This is a genomic window from Streptomyces sp. Alt3, from assembly GCF_030719215.1.
In the GTDB taxonomy this organism is placed as follows: Bacteria; Actinomycetota; Actinomycetes; order Streptomycetales; family Streptomycetaceae; genus Streptomyces; species Streptomyces glycanivorans.
The window spans coordinates 4,985,599-5,005,748 of record NZ_CP120983.1; the positions used below are offsets into that span (position 1 = coordinate 4,985,599).

Genomic DNA, 20,150 nt, shown 5'->3' on the forward strand with positions numbered 1-20,150 from the left:
CCGTGCCCCCGGGCCCGTGCCGCGCGTGTCCTGTGCACCCGGGCCCGGGCGTCACCCGTTGGTGTACTCCCGTACCGGTACCTGCCGCGGCACCCCGGTGGGCCCGCGGCCCGCGGGCTGGGCGGGCAGCGGCATCTCCGACGTGTCGTCCAGGAAGACCCGCCGCACCACCCGCTCCGCCGCGTGCCCGTCGTCGTACGGACAGAACCGGGCGCGGAACGCCGCCCGGCGCTGCGCGGACCGGGGCCCGCGCCAGTGGTCGGTGGCGAAGATCTCGTGCAGCTCCTCCTGGTCCCGGGCCACCGCGCCGGGAGGGAAGGCCGCCGGGTCGAAGTACGTGCCCCGGGACGCCTCGTAGGCCTGTGCGTCCTCCAGGTGCAGGACGACCGGCCGGTCCAGGTTGACGTAGTCGAACATCAGCGACGAGTAGTCCGTGATCAGCCCGTCGGAGGCGAGACACAGCTCCTCGACGGACGGGTGGGCGCTGACGTCGATGATCCGCGGGTGCCGGATGTGCCCGGCGGCGGCCCGGGACGCCGTGTCCAGGTAGTGGGAGCGGGCCAGGATCACGAAGTGCGGGCCCAGGACGCGGATCAGCTGATCGAGGTCCAGTGCGTGCTGCTGGGCGCGGCGGTAGTCGCGGTGCGTCGGTGCGTACAGCAGGGCGGTGCTCCCCTCCGGCACGCCCAGGCGTTCGCGCAGCCGCGCGGTCCTGCCGGGGTCCGCGCGGTGGAAGACGTCGTTGCGCGGGCTGCCGTACTCCAGCGTGGTGTAACCCGACGGGTAGGTGCGCTCCCACACCAGCGTGGAGTGCTGGTTGGCCGAGAGCGAGAAGTCCCACTTGTCGACGTTGCGCAGCAGCTGTTCGAAGTCCATGCCGCCGGCCGCCGCGGGCCGGTGCACGAGGTCGGTGCCCATGGTCTTCAGCGGCGTGCCGTGATGGGTCTGCAGGAAGACCTGCCCCCGTCTCTTCACGAGTCTGCGGTCGAAGTTGACGTTGTTCACTAGGTACTTGGAGCGTGCCAGGGCCGCCCAGTACGCGGCCGTCCCCGGGTGCAGTACACGGGTCGTGTCTGGCACCGTGCGGGCGTCCTCCGGGCGGCAGATCCAGGAGGTGCGCAGCCCGGGCACGAGGGCCCTGGCCGTGGCCTCCAGCGCCGCGGGGCTGCAGGTGTAGCCCCGGTGCCAGTAGGCCGCGAACACCGCGTCCCCGCTCCGTACGGGCAGCAGCAGCTGGACGCGGTAGTGCAGCTGGAGCGCCGCCGCGCGCGCCGCCCGGTTCACCGACGCGGCGGTGCGCCCGAGCCGGCCGCGCAGCCGCTGAGCGGTCCACAGGGCGCGGTACGTGCGGTGGGCGCCCAGCCTGAACAGCGCGTGCCGAAGCCGCGCCCGGCGTGGCACGGGGGCGCCCGGCGTGCGGTAGCGGCGGCAGTGCGCGCGGGCCCGCCGGAAGAACTGGACCCGGGTGCCGCGCGGCAGCCGGTCCCTGGAGGTGAAGAGGGTCGAGAAGTGGTCGAGCATCCTGCGGTACATCACCGGTCGCCAGACGGCGAGTTCGGGGCGCCCGTCGATGAAGGCGAAGACCCGGTCGTACTGGTCGAAGACGTCGAAGTGCCTGCGGGTCGTCGTGGAGAGGATGTTGCCGCGGCGCCGCTGGCGGTAGCCGACGCAGACGGTGTCGAGCACGGCGATCGACCCGGCGGCCATCAGCACCGGGTAGGTCCAGGGCGTGTCCTCGTAGTAGCCCGGCGGGAAGGTGAACCCCCCGGCCTCGATGAACTCGCGGCGGTACGCCTTGTTCCAGACGACCATCAGCACCTTGAGCAGTTCGGGACGGTCGGCGAGCCGGAAGGAGGCCGGGCCGGTCTCGGAGAGGTGCTCGGCGAAGGTGTTGCGCACGCTCTCGCCCGACCAGTACGTCCGCGCGTAGTCGTAGACCAGGACGTCGGGGCCGCCGGTGGCCTCCAGCCGGTCGGCGATGGCCTGGAGCGCCTCGGGGGCGAAGGTGTCGTCGGCGTCGAGGAAGAGCAGGTAGTCTCCGGTGGCCCTGGCCACCCCGGCGTTGCGGGCGGGGCCGAGACCGGAGTTGCGCGGCAGGTGGACGGCGCTGACCCGGGGGTCGCGTACGGCGTACTCGTCGGCGATCGGGCCGCAGGCGTCCGGTGAACAGTCGTCGACCACGATGATCTCGTAGTCCTTGAAGGACTGGTTCAGCACGGAGTCGAGACACGCGTGCAGATACGCCTGGACCCGGTACGCGGGCACGATGACACTGAACCGGGGCACAACACATCCAGGGGTCGCTCGCGGGCGGGCAGGTGGCCCGCAAACGGCCGAAGGAGTGACATGGTTACGCCGGATGTGGCATACGGGGGAAGTGCGAGGTAGGGCGGCCCGTTCGAGAGTGAACGGACCGCCCTGATGTTGACGAACGCATGTGCTGTCCGGTGCCGGCCCCGCTACGTGTCGGCGCCGGCTCCCGTCACTTGACCGCTCCGGCCATCACACCGGAGACGAACTGCCGCTGGAAGGCGAAGAACACCGCCAGCGGGATCACCATGGACACGAAGGCGCCGGGCGCCAGCACGTCGATGTTGTTGCCGAACTGCCGTACCTGCTGCTGGAGCGCCACCGTGATCGGCGGGGACTCCGAGTCCGCGAAGATCAGTGCCACCAGCATGTCGTTCCACACCCAGAGGAACTGGAAGATCCCGAGTGAGGCGATCGCGGGGCCGCCGAGCGGCATCACGACCCGGGTGAACAGGCGGATCTCGCCCGCGCCGTCCAGCCGTGCGGCCTCCAGCAGCTCGCGCGGGATCTCGGCGAAGAAGTTCCTGAGCAGGAAGATGGCGAACGGCAGCCCGAACGCGGTGTGGAACATGATCACGCCGAAGGTCGTCTCGAAGATCCCGATGGTGCCGAAGAGCTCGGACACCGGGATGAGGGCGACCTGCACCGGGACCACCAGCAGCCCCACGACCACCAGGAACCACCAGTCGCGGCCGGGGAACTCCATCCAGGCGAAGGCGTACCCGGCGAGCGAGCCGATGACGACCACCAGGAACGTGGCCGGAACGGTGATCAGGACCGTACTGAACAGTGAATCCGTGATCGTCGAATTGTCCAGCAGACGCTGGTAGTTGGAGAAGGTCAGCTCGGAGGGGGCGGTGAACACCTTCCACCAGCCGCTCGCCGCGATGTCCTCGGGTCCGCGCAGCGAGGAGAGCAGCAGTCCGATGGTGGGCATCAGCCAGAACAGGCCCACCAGGACGAGGAAGACCCGCATGACTCCGCCGCCGGCCCGGGCGGCGATCCGCGCGCCCAGGGATTCCGTGGCTCCGGCGGGCCTGCCCGCCCGCCGGCCCTGTTCGGCCTGTGAGGTCTCGGTCGTCGTCACCGGCGCCCCTCCTTCCGGATCCGGCGGACATTGAACAGCATCACCGGGATCACCAGCAGCAACAGCAGTACGGCGATGGCGCTGCCGACCCCGAGATCCGCGTCAGTGCCGAACGAGGTGCGGTACAGCTGGAGGGCCAGGACATTGGCGTCGTCCTGCGAGGAACCCGGCGCGATGATGAAGACCAGGTCGAAGATCTTCAGTACGTTGATCATCAGGGTGACCAGGACCACCGCGAGCACGGGCGCCAGCATCGGGACCGTGATCCGGCGGAACACCTGCCACTCGTTCGCCCCGTCCACGCGCGCGGCCTCCAGGAGTTCGCGTGGCAGGCCCGCCAGCCCGGCGGCGATCAGCACCATCGCGAATCCGGCCCACATCCAGACGTAACTGCCGATGATCCCCGGCGTCACGAGGGACGGCCCCAGCCAGTCGACACCGTTGTACGGCTCGCGGAAGTTGTCCGCCGGCAGCCGGAGCAGGGACCCGTCGGCCGAGGCCGGCAGGGTGAACACACCGTCCGGGCCCGCCGTGGCCGTGGCCACGACCTTGCCGTCCTTCACCGCCTCGACGGTGAGGCCCTTGAGACCGAGCTCCTCCGGGTCGACGACGTTGGGCTTCCCGCCGCCGCCCTTGGTGAAGTCGAGCCAGGTCGTCCCGGTGATGCCGTCACCGGACGCGGTGGCCGCCTTCGCGGGCTCCGCGTCGCCCGGCATCTTCGCGGGCACCACGCCGACCAGCGGCAGGTTCGCCGGCTGCCCGGCGCGCACCGTCTCCTTCGTCACGAAGGAACCATCGCCGCCGGCCTTCAGCGGATGGACGGGCAGCGGATGCGCCTTCGGGAAACCGGAGGACTCCGCGAACGTGTCGTGCACCCCGACCGCCACGGCGTTGGCGACACCGCGCTCCGGCGCCTGCTCGTACACCAGCCGGAAGATGATGCCCGCGGCCAGCATGGAGATCGCCATCGGCATGAAGACGATCAGCTTGAACGCCGTACCCCAACGGATCCGTTCGGTGAGGACCGCGAAGATCAGCCCCAGGACGGTGGCGACCGTCGGTGCGAACACCACCCAGATCGCGTTGTTCTTGACCGCGGTCCGGATGGTGGCGTCCGTGAACAACGCCTCGTAGTTGTCGAGGCCGGCGAAACCGGTGCCGGACTGGTCGAGGAACGAGCGGTAGACGGAGTACACGATCGGATAGACGACGAGTGCGCCGAGCAGCACCAGGGCCGGCAGCAGGAACGCCGCCGCGACGGCCCTCCTGGTGCCGGTCACGCTTCCACGCGGCCGCCTGCCCGTGCCAGGACCCGTGTCAGGATGCTTGTCGGCGGGGGGCGCGCTCCCGGCGCCCCCCGCTGTCGCTGTGGTCACCCCGTCAGCTCGTGTACGCCTTGGCCGCGTCGGACTCCAGCTTCGCTTGAGTCCCCGCGATGTCCTTCGGGTTCTTCAGGAAGTCCTGGAGGGTCTTCCACTCACCCTTTCCCGGCGTCCCGCCGAACGACTGCGGGGCCTGGTCGGACATGTCGAACCGGACGTCGTCACCGGCGGCGATCAGCGCCTCCGCGATCTTGCGCTGCACGTCGTTCGGGTACGCGGCGGCGTCCAGAGCCTTGTTGGGCGAGATGAACCCGCCGGCCTCGGCCCAGATCCTCGCCGCGTCCGTCGAGGCGAGCCAGGTCAGCAGCGCCTGGGCGCCCTTGCCGTCCTTGAGCGCCACGGCCGCGTCGCCGCCCGTCACCACGGGGGAGTCCGCGCCGACCGCGGGGAACGGGAACACCTTGGCGTCCGTACCGATCTTCGCCTCGGTCTGCGCGATGTTGACGGAGACGAAGTCACCCTCGAAGACCATCGCGCCCTTGGGCTGGTCGCCGCCGGTGAACGTCTGGGTGACCGACACCGGGAACTCGGTCTGCAGGGCCCCGTCGGCGCCGCCGGAGATCAGGCTCGGCTTGCCGAAGAGCTCGGCGAGCGAGGTCAGGGCGTCCTTGACGGACGGGTCCGTCCACTTGATCTCGTGCTTGGCCAGCTGGTCGTACTTCTCCGGGCCTGCCTGGGAGAGGTAGATGTTCTCGAACCAGTCGGTGAGGGTCCAGCCGTCGGCGCCGCCCACCGAGACCGGGGTGACACCGGAGGCGGAGACCGTCTCGGCCGTGGCGACGAAGTCCTTCCAGGTCTTCGGCTCGCTCGCGCCCGCGTTCTCGAACGCCTTGGCGTTGTACCAGACCAGGGACTTGTTGGCGGCCTTGAAGTAGACGCCGTACTGGGTGCCGTCGACAGCGCCGAGGTCCTGCCAGACCTTCGCGTAGTTCTTGCTCAGTTCGGCCTTCGCCTCCGCGCCCACCGGCTTGGCCCACTTCTTGGCCACGGCCTGCTGGATCGCGCCCACCTGCGGGATCATCGCGACGTCCGGGGGCTGGCCGCCCGCGATCTTCGTACCGAGGAAGTTGACGATCGGGTCCTGCGCCGGGACGAAGGTCACCGTGGCGCCCGTCCGTGCCTCGAACTCGTCGAGGACCTTGGTGAAGTTGGCCTGCTCGGGCCCGGTCCAGACCGCGGCCACCGATATCTTCTCGCCGTCGAGCTTCGGCAGAGTGACGCTCGGCGCACTGCCCTCGCCCTTGCCGGCGTCGTCGCCCGGCTTGTCCTTACCGGCGCCGTCGTCACCGCATCCGGTGAGAGCCAGCGCCCCGATCGCGGTGAACACCAGTGCGGCCCTACGCATTCGAAGGGTTCTGCGCATCCCTGCCCCGTCTCTCCTGCGCGCGCATGAGCGCGGACCGGCACCAACGGTGGGACCCTGCGGTGCCGTTCACGTCTCACATCGTGCGGTTCACATCGTCCGTGCGCACAGTCCTATGCCCGGCGCACCGTGGCCGCAATACCGCCGTCCGCGCCAACTCCGTGATCGTGATCGGCTCGTGACGTCACGTCGGTGGACCGCCGACGCCGCTCCCGGAGCGGCAGCGAGCGACACCGGCCGGCCGGCGTGCCGTCATGGGACGGCGCTCAGGGGATCAGCGGGGGGAGCGGCTCCGCGTTCACCGAACGGGCGGCCCTCTCCAGGGCGCTGGCCAGCAGGGCCAGGTCCGTGGGGCCGTTGCCCAGCTCGCGGACCGGCCGACGGGCCGGCGGATCGCCCATCCGCTCCCACTCCAGCGGTACGACGGTGGGGCGGAGGGTCGCCGTGCGCGGGATGCGGCCGGTCACCCGGCCGCCCTGGAAGGGCGTCACCCGGCCGTCAGGATGCCCCAGCCGCCCCCGCCCCGGCGCCGCCTCGTCCGGGGACGGGGGGACGACGGGCGGGTCGAGCACGATGCGCAGCCGCGCGCCCCGCGCCAGTTCGGTGTCCTCGGTGCGGTCCGGGCGGGCGGACGTGGCGACCAGATGGACGCCGAGACGCCCGCCGTCCCTGGCCACGGCCTCCAGCACACGGACCACGGACCCGGCGGACGGGCGCCCGGGGCTGCCGAGCGCCGGGGCGACCAGGGCGTCGAAGTCGTCGGCCAGGACGACCAGCCGGGGAAGCGGCGAGGGCCCGGGGTCCGCGGGACGCGCCGCGGCGGGTCTCAGCCGCAGGGTGCCGCTCGCGGGCGATTCGAGGTCCCCGCGCTGTTCGGCGGCGCTCGCGGGACGGCGTCCGGTGAGCGTCTGCGACTCCTCGTACCGGGCGTGCCACTCGGTGAAGTCCAGGGAGCCGAGCAGCTCCGCCCGGCGCTTGAGCTCGCCGCCCAGCGCCTGCGCGAACTCCCGCATGCGTACGGGGTCGGAGGCCACCAGATGCGTGTGGACGTGCGGCAGCTCCGTGCAGGGGCGCAGTCCCTCGCCGCGCTCCCCGTGCTCACCGCCCGCCCCGTCGATGAGGAGTATGCCGAGCCGGTCGGGCCGTGCGGCGGCGGCCAGTGAGGCGGCGACGGCGCGCAGCAGCTCCGTACGGCCGCTGCCCGCGGGGCCCTCGATCAGCAGATGAGGGCCTTCGTCGGCCAGGTCGACGGAGAGCGGACCCCTGGGACCGGCGCCCAGCACGATCACGGGGCGTCCCGCGTACCCGGCGGACGCTGCCGCGGGCCCCGTCTCCACGGCCCCGCTGTCACGCCGCTGCGCGCCGATCCGGGGGGAGCCGCCGTCCCCCGCGGTGGTGTAGGCGGAGCGGCCGGAGCCCGCGCTGGTCGGCCCGCTGCCCCGGAACGGGGTGCGGCCGGAGTCGGGGGACTCGCGCTGCGCGGCCACCCGGGGCCCGGTGCTCAGGGTGCGGCCGGAACCGGTCGTGTCCAGGTCCGCCGCGCCGGATGCGGCCGGGCGGACCGTCGCGCCCGGCTGTTCCTCGGCCGTGGAGGCCCAGCGGGCCATCAGGGAGGCCGGTGTGGCTCTGGCGAGACCGAGCTCGTCCAGCAGACGGGCGGACGGCGGCAGGGCTGCCGCCGTGGGCCGGCCGGGCAGGGCGGTCGAGCCCTCGTCGCGCAGCGGGGCGAGGGCACGCCCGAACCGCTCGGCCCAGGCGACCGACACGGCGTCCACCGCGGCGACGGTGCCGTGGCCCGCCGCCTGGCCTCCCGCCGTGCGCAGCAGCCGCAGCGCCGTCGCCACGTCGCCGCTGAGCATGGCGACCGCTCCGCACTCCCTGAAGGCGATCGAGGCCCGGCACGCGGTGTCGTAGGTCGCGGCGACCGGGGACGTCGGGGAGGCGGCCGGGGTCTCGGCCAGGCAGATCAGATGGATCCCGGAGGCCGCTCCGGCTCCGGCCAGCCCGGCCGTCGTCTCGCGCAGGGCCGCGGAGCCGGGATCGCCGTCCACGATCACCACGGTGTACGGCCCGGCGTGCCGGCGGGCCGCCTCCGCGACGGCGGACCGGTCGGCGCTCGCCCAGCCGGACCCCAGAGGGCCCTCCTGCATGCGGCGCTCCAGCTCCGCGGCCCGGGCGCCCGCCTGCTCGCGGTCGTAGGCGAGGAGCAGGCGGCAGTCCTGGCCGCGCATCGGACGCAGATGGGGCAGCCAGCCGAGCCAGGACCACTCGCGCCGCCGCTCCTCCAGGCTCCGGGACCGGTCCGTGCTGATCAGCACGATCTCCAGGTCGAACGGGGAGTGCAGGGCGGCGAGCTGCGCCACCGTCGACCGGGCCAGCCCGGACAGCCGGGCGCGCGGACCCGCGAGCCCCAGCGAGCCGGCCTCCCGCAGGCCCACGGTGACCGGCACGGCGGGCAGGTCGGCCCGCTCCGTCGTCCCCAGCCGTACGACCAAGGCCTCGGGGTGGGTGGTGTCGCGCTCCCAGAGGCGGGGACCGGGGCCGAGCGCCGTGAGGAGCACGGTCGCGGGATCCGGCCAGGTCCCCGCGGGCGCGGAGGGGGAGTGAAGGGGTGCGGAGGGGGCGTGCGCGGCCCGTGCGGGATCCTGTCCGGCTGCCGACGGGTCACCGGGCATCGCTTCGTGCGCCTGTTCCCCCTTGCCGCCGGCGAGCCGCCGCGCCCAGGCGCCTATGCCGCCGCGTCTGGAGGGCTCAGGGTGGGTGAGCGGGGCGCCGCGGCCGTGGGTGACCTGGGGAGACGGGTGGCGCTGTGGGTCGTCGTGCCCGGCCGGCCCGTCGTCGTAGGTCCGGTGCGTGGGGTGCTCGGCGGCGGTGCTGTACGCGTGGCCGTGCACCCCGGTGCCGGCCGGGCCCGTCCCCGTGCCGGCCGGCACCGGGACGCCCGGGGCCTCGGCGAGGGCCACCCTGAGATGGCCCTCGCCGTCGGGTGCGGTCGTCAGCGTGGGCGTACGGGTTCCGGACGTGAGCCGGAGCGTGGACTCCCCGAGCCGCAGCAGGGCGCCGGGGGCCAGCCGGACCGGGCGGTCGTGGACGTCCGCGCCGTCCAGGGAGGTGCCGTTGGTGGACCCGAGGTCGGCGACGGACACCCGGCCGTCCTCCGAGACGGTCACGGCGCAGTGCAGCCGGGACACGTCGGGGTCGTCGAGCGGGACGTCGGCCTCGGCGGAGCGGCCGATCCGGATCTGTCCGCCGTGCAGCAGATGGACCCCGCCGGCGTCCGGTCCAGCGATCACGTGCAGCTGTGCGGGAACGGCGTCGTCGGCCGCCTCGTCGTCCCCGGGTACCTGGAGGGAGAGCACCGCGCCGTCCGTCAGGGGCGGCTCACCGAGGGCGCAGCGCTGGGGGTCGAGCCGCTCGCGCCCGGCGTACAGCACGATGGCGCCACCGCCCTGCGAGCCCTCTGGGCCCGCGACCGCCGTGGCCAGGCCGGAGGCGACGGCGGCGAGAGCCGTGCCGGCCGGGGCGGTGACGAGCACGTCGCAGGCGCGCGCCGGGTTCTGGCCGCTGTGCGGCGCGAGGACGGTCAGCCGGATCTGCATCGCCGTCAGCGGTCCCTTCTGCGCGGGGTGCCCGGCAGGGGAAAAGCCCTGTGATTCCCCCCACCCGGCACGGACGCGTCGTCCGGTACAGGTCGTCACGGAACGTGAGGCTCCGTACCCCACGGTTCTGTGCTGCAGGCATCCTCGCACCTGCCACTGACAACACGCCCGGGGGTGACCGCTTAGTGATCTTGAATGGCCGAGTGTGGGTGTAAAAGTGCCTGCTTGGTCCTGCCGGGGAGGTGCTGCACACTCGTTCGGCAACCAACTCTTCCGAGTGCGCGTCTTCCCGCTGACACAGCGGTGACGCGACCGGAGGACGACCGACCGGTGCCCCGTACGGCGGCATTAGAGTGGGCCGGAACACATCCGGGCGGGCCCGGGGGGACCGCAAGCACATCGACCAGCAGGGAGCGCATGACGTGCGGCCGGTAGGCAGCAAGTACCTGCTCGAGGAGCCGCTCGGACGCGGCGCCACGGGCACCGTCTGGCGAGCCCGCCAGCGGGAGACCGCGGGCGCCGAGGCGGCCGTCGCCGGGCAGCCCGGTGAGACCGTTGCGATCAAGGTGCTCAAGGAGGAACTCGCCAACGACGCGGATGTCGTGATGCGGTTCCTGCGTGAGCGCTCCGTGCTGCTGCGGCTCACCCACGCGAACATCGTGCGCACCCGGGACCTCGTCGTCGAGGGCGATCTCCTCGCCCTGGTGATGGACCTGGTCGACGGCCCCGACCTGCACCGTTATCTCCGTGAGAACGGTCCGCTCACCCCGGTCGCCGCCGCGCTGCTCACCGCGCAGATCGCGGACGCGCTGGCCGCGAGCCACGCGGACGGTGTCGTGCACCGTGACCTGAAGCCCGCCAACGTGCTGCTCGACGAGCGCAACGGCGAGATGCACCCGATGCTCACCGACTTCGGCATCGCGCGCCTCGCGGACTCCCCGGGCCTGACCCGGACGCACGAGTTCGTCGGCACGCCCGCCTACGTGGCGCCCGAGTCGGCCGAAGGCCGTCCGCAGACCTCCGCCGTGGACATCTACGGCGCCGGCATCCTCCTGTACGAACTGGTCACCGGCCGTCCGCCGTTCGCCGGGGGCACCGCTCTGGAGGTCCTGCACCGGCACCTCAGCGAGGAGCCCCGCCGCCCCGGCAACGTCCCCGAGCCGCTGTGGACGGTGATCGAACGCTGCCTGCGCAAGGACCCGGACCAGCGGCCCAGCGCCGTGAACCTCGCCCGCGCGCTGCGTACCGTCGGCGAGGGCATCGGCGTGCACGCGAACTCGGCGCAGATCGCCGCCGCCGAGGGCGTGGGCGCCCTGCTGGCCCCCGACCCGGCGCCCGCCGCCGTCCCGGAAACCCCGGGCGCCGCGGACCAGACCCAGGTGCTGCCGAGCAACGCGGGTTCGTACGACCCCGCGGCCCCGACCAGCGTGATGCAGCAGACCCCGGGCGGGGGCGGCCAGGCCGACCCGACCGCGATGATGCCGCCCGTACCGCCGCGCCCCGACGGCCCCCCGCAGCCCGACGAGCCGCACCCCTGGCAGTCCCAGCTCCGGGCAGCCCGGGACCGCAACGAGCAGACGCAGGTCCAGTACCTCGACCCGAGCCAGGACCCGCTGCGCCGTCGGCCCCAGCGCCAGCAGCCGCCCCAGGCGCAGCAGCAACAGCAGCAACAGCAGCCCCAGGCCCCGCAACGACGGCAGCCGCAGCGCCAGCAGCCCCAGCAGTACCCCCAGCAGCAGCCGCAGCGCTACCAGCAGCCGCAGCAGCCCCAGCAGCGGCAGCAGTACGCGCCCCCGCAGCAGCCCGCACCCCAGCCGCCGGCCCCGCGACAGCCGAGGCAGCGCAGCGCCAACCCGATGCGCATCCCCGGCCTCGGCTGCCTCAAGGGCTGCCTGTTCTCCGTGGTGCTGCTGGTCGTCGCCGCCTGGCTCATCTGGGAACTGACGCCGCTTCAGGACTGGATCGCCCAGGGGCAGAGCTTCTGGGACGCCATAGGGGACGGCATCGGCAACGTCACCGACTGGTTCAAGGAACTCGGCGGGACCGATTCGGGCGGCACGACCGGTCAGTAACATCCCCCGGTTCGTGTCTTTGTCGACTTCTGCGGGCCCAATTCGCCCGCAGAAGTGAAGGTTGGCGCCATCCCGGGCACGCGACCCCCCGTTCGCCGCGTAACTTTGTCGACCGGGGGGTCAACGCCAGCCGCTGAGGGAGCAGTCTTGGCACGGAATATCGGCAGCCGGTACACCGCCCACCAGATCCTGGGGCGCGGCAGCGCCGGCACGGTGTGGCTCGGCGAAGGGCCCGAGGGCCCGGTCGCCATCAAGCTGCTCCGCGAGGACCTCGCGTCCGACCAGGAGCTCGTGGGCCGCTTCGTACAGGAACGCACCGCGCTGCTCGGGCTCAGCCATCCGCACGTCGTCGCCGTCCGCGACCTCGTCGTGGACGGCACCGACCTGGCGCTGGTGATGGACCTCGTGCGGGGCACGGATCTGCGCACCCGCCTGGACCGGGAGCGCCGTCTCGCGCCCGAGGCCGCCGCGGCGATCGTCGCGGACGTCGCCGACGGCCTCGCCGCCGCGCACCGCGCCGGAGTGGTCCACCGCGACGTCAAGCCGGAGAACATCCTGCTCGACATGGAGGGCCCGCTCGGCCCCGGCGGTTCACACCCCGCGCTGCTCACCGACTTCGGCGTCGCCAAGCTCATCGACACCCCGCGCCGCACCAAGGCCACCAAGATCATCGGCACGCCGGACTACCTGGCCCCCGAGATCGTCGAAGGGCTTCCGCCCCGCGCCGCGGTGGACATCTACGCCCTCGCGACCGTGTTCTACGAGCTCCTCGCCGGCTTCACCCCCTTCGGCGGCGGCCACCCCGGGGCCGTCCTGCGCCGTCATGTGACCGAGACGGTCGTCCCGCTCCCGGGCATCCCCGAGGAGCTCTGGCAGCTGCTGGTCCAGTGCCTGGCCAAGGCCCCGGCCTCCCGGCTGCGCGCCTCCGAGCTCGCGACCCGGCTGCGTGAACTGATCCCGCTCCTGTCCGGGATACCCCCGCTCGACGTCGACGAGCCGGACAACGAGGCCGAACCGCAGACCTACGACGAGCAGCAGTACACCCCGGCGCGCGAGGAGCCCCGCCGCCGCGGAGCGGTCCCGCTGGTGCCCGGATCCTCCCCCGACTCCAACCGCGACACCCACACGAGCATGCGCGTCCCCGCCCCCGACGAACTCTCCGGCGGCCCCCTCGGCACGGCCCGCGCCCCCCGCGCGCCCGGCAGGCCACGCCCCGGCTCGGCCCGCAACAAGTCGGCGGCCGTCCGCAAGCGCAGGATCACCCTCGGTGTGGCGACCGTCGCCCTGTGTGCCGCGATAGGGGTCGGCGGATGGTTCGCCACGAGCGGCGACGACCCGGGCTCGTCCCCCGATGACACGCGGAACTCGGCGCCCACGGCCCCCTGAGAGGCGGCCCGGGAGAGTCGGGGTCCGGGGGAGGGGCAGGTTCACCCGTCCAGCCGTTACGCTGGACCCGTGGCAGTCGTCGATATTTCCGAAGAGCTGAAGTCCCTCTCCTCGACCATGGGGTCGATCGAGGCCGTCCTGGACCTCGATGCGCTGAGGGTCGACATCGCCGCGCTCGAGGAGCAGGCGGCGGCGCCGTCCCTCTGGGACGACCCGGACGCGGCGCAGAAGATCACCAGCAAGCTTTCGCACCTCCAGGCCGAGGTCCGGAAGACCGAGACCCTGCGCGGCCGCATCGACGACCTCGAGGTCCTCTTCGAGCTCGCCGAGGACGAGGGCGACGCCGACGCGCGCGCCGAGGCGGAGAGCGAGCTGGAGTCCGTCCGGAAGGCGCTGGACGAGATGGAGGTCCGCACGCTCCTCTCCGGCGAGTACGACGCGCGCGAGGCCCTGGTCACCATCCGCGCCGAGGCCGGTGGCGTCGACGCGGCCGACTTCGCCGAGAAGCTCCAGCGCATGTACCTCCGCTGGGCCGAGCGGCACAACTACAAGACCGAGGTCTACGAGACGGCGTACGCCGAAGAGGCCGGCATCAAGTCGACCACCTTCGCCGTCGAGGTGCCGTACGCCTACGGCACGCTCTCCGTCGAGCAGGGCACCCACCGGCTCGTCCGGATCTCGCCCTTCGACAACCAGGGCCGGCGCCAGACGTCCTTCGCGGGTGTCGAGGTGCTGCCCGTGGTCGAGCAGACGGACCACGTCGAGATCGACGAGTCCGAGCTCCGCGTCGACGTGTACCGCTCGTCGGGCCCCGGCGGCCAGGGCGTCAACACCACGGACTCCGCCGTCCGTCTGACCCACCTGCCCACCGGCATCGTCGTCTCCTGCCAGAACGAGCGCTCGCAGATCCAGAACAAGGCGTCCGCGATGAACGTCCTCCAGGCGAAGCTCCTCGAGCGCCGCCGCCAGGAGGAGCAGGCGAAGATGAACGCGCTCAAGGGCGACGGCGGCAACTCCTGGGGCAACCAGATGCGTTCGTACGTCCTGCACCCGTACCAGATGGTCAAGGACCTGCGTACGGAGTTCGAGATGGGTAACCCGGAAGCGGTCTTCAACGGCGAGATCGACGGTTTCGTCGAGGCCGGCATCCGCTGGCGCAAGCAGAACGAGAAGTAGCCTCACCCGTAGGGATTGTCGGGCCCGGACAGTTTTCCCTGTCCGGGCCCGCCCTCTTTTCACCTCGACGTGTATGCCCGGTAGTTGAGGGGGAGATGTGACCGATGAGTCACAGTCGTGATTCCGAATAGCCGTCAAGAACCCCCATAGCGGCCCGTATGCCCCCGAAACGGCCTTGACGTAGCCCTTATCTCTGGACAGGGTGCTAGAGCAGCACGCGTATGTCTGGGACAGGTGTGATCGGGGGCGGGCGGGATGACCACGTACGGCGTGGCCCTGCAGAGAAAGTGACCCCGCAGGGCCGAGGACCGCATATGGCTGCTCCATCGACGAGATCAGCTACTGGGGGTAGCAACAGATGACGAAGAAGACGCGAATCCGCGTCGCGCGTATAGCCGCTGGTGCGGTTATCGCCGCAGGTGCCTCGCTCACGGCCGCCGGTGCGGCCCAGGCTGCGGGCATCGTGAACATCGGTGTGGACACCGAAGAGGCCACTGTCAGCACCCAGAGCACGGCGGGCGGCAGCGATGCCGGCGGCGTCGACGGCGGTGGCGAGAGCGGTGCCGGTGGCGTCGACGGCGGTGCCGATGGTGGTACTGACGGCGGCACCGACGGTGGCGCCGGTGGTCTCATCGGCGGCCTCATCGGGGGTGCTGACGGCGGTGCCGATGGTGGTACCGATGGTGGTGCTGACGGCGGCACCGACGGTGGTACCGATGGTGGTACCGATGGTGGTACTGACGGTGGTACCGATGGTGGTACTGACGGCGGTACCGATGGTGGTACTGACGGCGGCACCGACGGTGGTACTGACGGCGGCACCGACGGTGGTACTGACGGTGGTACCGATGGTGGTACTGACGGTGGTACCGATGGTGGTACTGACGGTGGTACCGATGGTGGTACTGACGGCGGCACCGATGGTGGTACCGACGGTGGTACCGATGGTGGCACCGACGGTGGTTCCAGTGCGGGCACCGACGGCGGGACCGACGGCGGATCCACCGGTACGCCGGACCCGTCCTACCCGGACGCCGATGACAACACCGACACGGACAGTGTCGGCAACCAGCCGGTCGAGCAGGGCAAGGGCAAGGACGAGCTCGCCGAGACCGGTGCGGCCGAGACCACGTTCCTGCTGCTCGGTGCTGCCACGATGATCGCCGGTGGCATCGGCTTCCGCCTCCTGCCGCGTCTGGTCGGCGGCGGTCGTACGGTCGCCTGACGCCCGTAAGCGCATGCAGAAGGGCCCGGGAGAGCCTTTACGGCCTTCCCGGGCCCTTCCGTGTACCGAGCCGCTCCTGCGGCCGTACGCACACGTTTCAGCCCCGCCGGGCGGCGAGGTGCCGCCTCCGGCTCAGATGGCCTGGTGTGCCAGCAGCGCGAGGGCGGCCACCAGGATCACCATCAGTGCGACGAGCATCGCCGGGCTGAGCCCGGCGAAGGGTCCCTGCTCCTGCATCCGCTCCCGGCTCGCCCGGCAGACACGGCAGCGGCCCTCGTTCACGGGCGCCGCGCAGTTCGCGCACACCAGTCGGTCATAGGTCATGCGCAGTCCTCCTCCCGCGCGGCGGGAGCCGCATTCACGTTCTCTCCGCACAACGCTCCGGGAAACGAGACTGTTCCCCCTACCACTGTGCCAGCTCGGGCGGGTTTCGGCGCGGCCCGAAGGGCAAGGTCCGGCACGCCCCGTTTCGTTCCATGCCGCTTTCCGTCACAAATCCCTCATTGACGGACGCCGACTGCACGCGCTCACCCGGTTCGCGTATGGTCACGCTCACCTACCCCCGGCCGACCGTGGTGCATCCGTGATCCGATTCGACAACGTCTCCAAGACCTACCCGAAGCAGAGCCGCCCAGCTCTCCGGGACGTCTCACTCGACATCGAGAAGGGCGAGTTCGTCTTCCTGGTGGGCTCCTCCGGCTCCGGCAAGTCCACCTTCATGCGGCTCATCCTCCGTGAGGAGCGCGCCAGTCAGGGCATGGTCCATGTGCTCGGCAAGGACCTGGCGCGGCTGTCCAACTGGAAGGTGCCGCAGATGCGCCGCCAGCTGGGCACCGTCTTCCAGGACTTCCGGCTCCTCCCCAACAAGACCGTTGCCGAGAACGTGGCCTTCGCGCAGGAGGTCATCGGCAAGCCCCGCGGCGAGATCCGCAAGGCCGTGCCGCAGGTGCTCGACCTCGTGGGTCTCGGGGGCAAGGAGGACCGCATGCCCGGTGAGCTCTCCGGTGGTGAGCAGCAACGTGTCGCGATCGCGCGGGCGTTCGTCAACCGCCCCATGCTGCTGATCGCTGACGAGCCGACCGGCAACCTCGACCCGCAGACCTCCGTGGGCATCATGAAGCTGCTGGACCGGATCAACCGGACCGGCACCACCGTGATCATGGCGACCCACGACCAGAACATCGTCGACCAGATGCGCAAGCGCGTCATCGAGCTCGAGCAGGGCCGTCTCGTACGTGACCAGGCGCGCGGCGTCTACGGCTACCAGCACTGAGAAGGGCCGGCGGCTCGGTCCGCCGGCCCCTGTGAGCCTCTGCACGAGCATCGAGTACTGAAAGGACGCCATGCGCGCCCAGTTCGTCCTGTCGGAGATCGGCGTCGGTCTTCGTCGTAACCTCACGATGACCTTCGCGGTCGTGGTCTCCGTCGCCCTCTCGCTCGCCCTGTTCGGCGGTGCGCTGTTGATGCGCGAGCAGGTCAGCTCGATGAAGACCTACTGGTACGACAAGGTCAACGTCTCGATCTTCCTCTGCAACAAGAACGACGCCAAGGACGTGCCCAAGTGCGCCAAGGGCGCCGTCACGGCGGAGCAGAAGAAGGAGATCAAGGCGGACCTCGAGAAGATGGAGGCCGTGGAGAAGCCGGTCCTCTTCGAGACGGTCGACCAGGCGTACAAGCACTACCAGGAGCAGTTCGGCGACTCGCCGATGGCCGGCAACATCACGCCGGACCAGATGCAGGAGTCCTTCCGGGTCAAGCTGAAGGACCCGCAGAAGTACAAGGTCGTCGCGACGGCCTTCGCCGGCCGTGACGGCGTGCAGTCCGTCCAGGACCAGCGGAGCATCCTGGACAACCTCTTCGGGCTGATGAACGGCATGAACGTGGCCGCTATCTTCCTGATGGGGCTGATGCTGGTCATCGCGCTGATGCTGATCGTGAACACCGTCCGCGTCTCGGCGTTCAGCCGGAGACGGGAGACGGGCATCATGCGGCTGGTGGGAGCCTCGGGCTTCTACATCCAGATGCCGTTCATCATGGAGGCCGCGTTCGCCGGCCTGATCGGTGGACTGCTCGCCTGCGTGATCCTGATAGCGGCCAGGTACTTCCTGATCGACGGCGGACTCGCGCTCCAGGAGAAGCTGAACCTGATCGACTTCATCGGCTGGGAAGCGGTGCTGACGAAGCTTCCGCTGGTCATCGCGATCGGGCTGCTGATGCCCGCCGTTGCCGCTCTCTTCGCGTTGCGCAAGTACCTCAAGGTGTGACGAGCGCCCCGTACCGCATGCGGCGAACGCGCCGTGTGCGGACGGGGCGTTGTCCTACACTCGGCCACATGCCGGGCCATACGTACCATTTGAAACCCCGCGGGATCTACCGCGGGGCGGCCCTGACGTTGGTGTTCGCGAGCGTGCTGGCCACCGCCGCGGCCACCGGGTCCCTGCCCCGCGAGGACGACACGGGCACGGAGATAAGGACACGGGCGGTGTCCTCCACGGTCGGCGGTGTGGACCGTGAGGAGATCGCGGACGCGGCCGCCGACGCGGAGGCCGACGGGAAGTCCGGTACGGACGCCGCCGAGGAGGTCGTCAGCCGCAGCGGGGACCGCTGGGGCGCGGTGTACGACGAGCGGGAGTACGAGGATTTCGAGCAGGCCCTCGACGGCTCGTACACCGGGGTGGGTGTCTCCGCCCGCCGCTCGGCCCGTGGCGAGGTCGCCGTGACCGCGGTCCAGTCCGGCGGACCGGCGGACCTGGCCGGCGTGCGCAAGGGAGACCTGCTGCGCACCGTGGACGGCCGTCCGGTCGAGAAGCGCCCCGTCGCCGAGGTGGTCGCGCTGCTGCGCGGGGACCGTGCGAAGGCGGTCGAGGGCTCCCCGGTCGTCCTCGGGATCGGCCGCGGCGGACACACCTGGACCACGACCCTGCGCAGGGCCCGGCTCAGCACCGACCCGGTGAGCGTCCGGCGGCTCGGGCAGGGCCCCTCCTCCGCCGTGCTGATCAAGGTCGCCGCGTTCACCAAGGGCGCGGGCACCGCGGTCCGCGACGCCGTGGAGGAGGTGCCCGGGGACGCCGGGATCCTCCTGGACCTGCGGGCCAACTCGGGCGGGCTGGTCACCGAGGCCGTCACCGCCTCCTCCGCCTTCCTGGACGGCGGGCTCGTCGCCACCTACGACGTGCACGGTGAGCAGCGTGCCCTGTACGCCGAGCCCGGTGGGGACACCGGTCGGCCGGTGGTCGTCCTGGTGGACGGCGGCACGATGAGCGCGGCCGAGCTGCTGACGGGCGCGCTGCAGGACCGGGGGCGGGCGGTGACCGTCGGATCACGCACCTTCGGCAAGGGATCCGTGCAGATGCCCAGCAAGCTTCCGGGCGGCTCGGTGGCCGAGCTGACCGTGGGGCACTACCGCACTCCGGCCGGCCGCAGCGTCGAGGGAAGCGGCATCACGCCGGACGTCGGGGCGGGTCCGGAGGCCCAGCAGCGGGGCGAGACGGTATTGAGTGGCCTCGGGGGTGGGTCGTAGTGCGAAAATGACCGCACTATGGCCAAGGAAAAAGACACCGAACGCAAGATGATTGCGCAGAACAAGAAGGCGCGGCACGACTACCACGTCCTCGACACCTACGAGTGCGGTCTCGTACTGATGGGTACCGAGGTCAAGTCGCTGCGGATGGGCAGGGCGTCGCTGGTCGACGGCTTCGTCCAGATCGACAACGGGGAGGCGTGGCTGCACAACATCCACGTCCCGGAGTACGTGCAGGGCACCTGGACCAACCACTCGGCGAAGCGCAAGCGCAAGCTGCTCCTGCACCGGGCCGAGATCGACAAGCTCCAGTCCAAGTCGCAGGAGACGGGCCACACGATCGTGCCGCTCGCGCTGTACTTCAAGGACAGCCGCGTCAAGGTCGAGATCGCGCTCGCGAAGGGCAAGAAGGAGTACGACAAGCGTCAGACGCTGCGCGAGAAGCAGGACACGCGGGAGACGAACCGTGCGATCTCGGCGGCCCGCCGGCGGCAGCGCAGCGCGTAGCCGCCACCCGGACCGGGGCCCGCGCCCCGGAGCCACCGGAATACGGTGGCATCCGCGTGCGTTGGTCACGTACGATGGGCCGTGCACCTCACAGAGGGTGCGCGCATTTGAAAAAACAACATGGGGATGATCGGTTTCGACAGCGGATGTCGAAGCAGGGGAAGCGAGTCGAGGAAGCGGCAATGATCTCGTAAACCATATGTCGCAAACAATAATCGCCAATTCCAAGCGCGATTCCTCCGCCTTCGCCCTCGCTGCCTAATTAGCAGCTAAGCGAAGACTCTGCGGAGTGTCAGCCCGGGGGTGATCCCGACCCGGATCCTGGCATCAACTAGGGATCTAAACTTCTAAGCCCGGTCACGGGGCCTAGGAGGAAATCAAACAGTGGCTGGGCCTGTCGGAGGCTTGTTCGCGTGACCTCCGGGGCCGAGAAAAGCGTAGCGAACTGCACTCGGAGAAGCCCTGGTTCCGCACCGTTGGACGCGGGTTCGATTCCCGCCATCTCCACAATTCCCATGTGAAC

General features: G+C 71.0%; 14 protein-coding genes and 1 other RNA gene. 9 read left to right on the plus strand and 6 right to left on the minus strand.

Annotated features, from left to right (window positions below; all coding sequences use genetic code 11):
* Positions 1 to 51: 51 nt before the first annotated feature.
* From P8A20_RS22000 to P8A20_RS22020, 5 genes are all read right to left on the minus strand, one after another.
* Positions 52 to 2,286 (minus strand): bifunctional glycosyltransferase/CDP-glycerol:glycerophosphate glycerophosphotransferase, encoded by a 2,235-nt coding sequence (locus P8A20_RS22000; protein ID WP_147963693.1) that lies wholly within the window; start codon positions 2,284 to 2,286, stop codon positions 52 to 54.
* Between the two features lie 196 nt (positions 2,287 to 2,482).
* A complete protein-coding gene (locus tag P8A20_RS22005) occupies positions 2,483 to 3,397 on the minus strand; it encodes a carbohydrate ABC transporter permease (protein ID WP_147963692.1) in 915 nt (304 codons plus the stop codon).
* On the minus strand, positions 3,394 to 4,773 hold the full coding sequence (locus P8A20_RS22010) for a carbohydrate ABC transporter permease (protein ID WP_306104090.1): 1,380 nt from the start codon (positions 4,771 to 4,773) through the stop codon (positions 3,394 to 3,396). Before P8A20_RS22010 ends, P8A20_RS22005 begins: the two co-directional genes overlap by 4 nt.
* 4 nt (positions 4,774 to 4,777) lie before the next feature.
* A complete protein-coding gene (locus P8A20_RS22015; RefSeq protein WP_187282412.1) occupies positions 4,778 to 6,142 on the minus strand; it encodes an ABC transporter substrate-binding protein in 1,365 nt (454 codons plus the stop codon).
* Positions 6,143 to 6,408: 266 nt separating this feature from the next.
* The gene (locus P8A20_RS22020; RefSeq protein WP_306104091.1) at positions 6,409 to 9,741 is read right to left on the minus strand and encodes an FHA domain-containing protein; all 3,333 of its coding nucleotides are present in this window, start codon (positions 9,739 to 9,741) and stop codon (positions 6,409 to 6,411) included.
* Positions 9,742 to 10,163: 422 nt separating this feature from the next.
* On the opposite strand from P8A20_RS22020, the gene P8A20_RS22025 reads away from it, so the two are divergent.
* From P8A20_RS22025 to P8A20_RS22040, 4 genes are all read left to right on the plus strand, one after another.
* On the plus strand, positions 10,164 to 11,813 hold the full coding sequence (locus P8A20_RS22025; protein ID WP_147963689.1) for a serine/threonine-protein kinase: 1,650 nt from the start codon (positions 10,164 to 10,166) through the stop codon (positions 11,811 to 11,813).
* Between the two features lie 147 nt (positions 11,814 to 11,960).
* Positions 11,961 to 13,199: a serine/threonine-protein kinase gene (locus P8A20_RS22030; protein WP_147963688.1), complete on the plus strand. Its 1,239-nt coding sequence runs from the start codon at positions 11,961 to 11,963 to the stop codon at positions 13,197 to 13,199.
* Between the two features lie 69 nt (positions 13,200 to 13,268).
* Positions 13,269 to 14,375: a peptide chain release factor 2 gene (prfB, locus tag P8A20_RS22035; RefSeq protein WP_147963687.1), complete on the plus strand. Its 1,107-nt coding sequence runs from the start codon at positions 13,269 to 13,271 to the stop codon at positions 14,373 to 14,375.
* Between the two features lie 358 nt (positions 14,376 to 14,733).
* Positions 14,734 to 15,600: an LPXTG cell wall anchor domain-containing protein gene (locus tag P8A20_RS22040; RefSeq protein ID WP_306104092.1), complete on the plus strand. Its 867-nt coding sequence runs from the start codon at positions 14,734 to 14,736 to the stop codon at positions 15,598 to 15,600.
* 132 nt (positions 15,601 to 15,732) lie between these two features.
* Here P8A20_RS22040 and P8A20_RS22045 read toward each other — a convergent pair whose 3' ends face one another.
* Entirely contained in the window at positions 15,733 to 15,924 is a 192-nt protein-coding gene (locus tag P8A20_RS22045) for a hypothetical protein (RefSeq protein WP_147963685.1), read from the minus strand.
* Positions 15,925 to 16,183: 259 nt separating this feature from the next.
* Between P8A20_RS22045 and ftsE the strand changes: the two genes are divergently transcribed.
* The 5 genes from ftsE (at position 16,184) to ssrA (ending at position 20,137) form a co-directional block, all read left to right on the plus strand.
* Entirely contained in the window at positions 16,184 to 16,873 is a 690-nt protein-coding gene (ftsE, locus tag P8A20_RS22050; protein WP_014046319.1) for a cell division ATP-binding protein FtsE, read from the plus strand.
* A 70-nt stretch (positions 16,874 to 16,943) separates the two neighbouring features.
* On the plus strand, positions 16,944 to 17,864 hold the full coding sequence (gene ftsX, locus P8A20_RS22055; RefSeq protein WP_031100677.1) for a permease-like cell division protein FtsX: 921 nt from the start codon (positions 16,944 to 16,946) through the stop codon (positions 17,862 to 17,864).
* Positions 17,865 to 17,932: 68 nt separating this feature from the next.
* The gene (locus P8A20_RS22060; protein WP_306104093.1) at positions 17,933 to 19,120 is read left to right on the plus strand and encodes a S41 family peptidase; all 1,188 of its coding nucleotides are present in this window, start codon (positions 17,933 to 17,935) and stop codon (positions 19,118 to 19,120) included.
* A gap of 18 nt (positions 19,121 to 19,138) precedes the next feature.
* Entirely contained in the window at positions 19,139 to 19,627 is a 489-nt protein-coding gene (gene smpB / locus P8A20_RS22065; protein ID WP_306104094.1) for an SsrA-binding protein SmpB, read from the plus strand.
* A gap of 122 nt (positions 19,628 to 19,749) precedes the next feature.
* Positions 19,750 to 20,137, plus strand: a transfer-messenger RNA (tmRNA) gene (ssrA, locus tag P8A20_RS22070).
* The last annotated feature ends 13 nt before the right edge of the window (positions 20,138 to 20,150 follow it).

What these genes read in the sequence shown, in the direction of transcription:
- P8A20_RS22040 (WP_306104092.1), top strand. Translation starts at nt 14,734, where the DNA reads ATGACGAAGAAGACGCGAATCCGCGTCGCGCGTATAGCCGCTGGTGCG.
- P8A20_RS22045 (WP_147963685.1), bottom strand. Translation starts at nt 15,924, where the DNA reads ATGACCTATGACCGACTGGTGTGCGCGAACTGCGCGGCGCCCGTGAAC.
- P8A20_RS22060 (WP_306104093.1), top strand. Translation starts at nt 17,933, where the DNA reads ATGCCGGGCCATACGTACCATTTGAAACCCCGCGGGATCTACCGCGGG.
- ftsX (WP_031100677.1), top strand. Translation starts at nt 16,944, where the DNA reads ATGCGCGCCCAGTTCGTCCTGTCGGAGATCGGCGTCGGTCTTCGTCGT.
- P8A20_RS22015 (WP_187282412.1), bottom strand. Translation starts at nt 6,142, where the DNA reads ATGCGCAGAACCCTTCGAATGCGTAGGGCCGCACTGGTGTTCACCGCG.
- smpB (WP_306104094.1), top strand. Translation starts at nt 19,139, where the DNA reads ATGGCCAAGGAAAAAGACACCGAACGCAAGATGATTGCGCAGAACAAG.
- P8A20_RS22020 (WP_306104091.1), bottom strand. Translation starts at nt 9,741, where the DNA reads ATGCAGATCCGGCTGACCGTCCTCGCGCCGCACAGCGGCCAGAACCCG.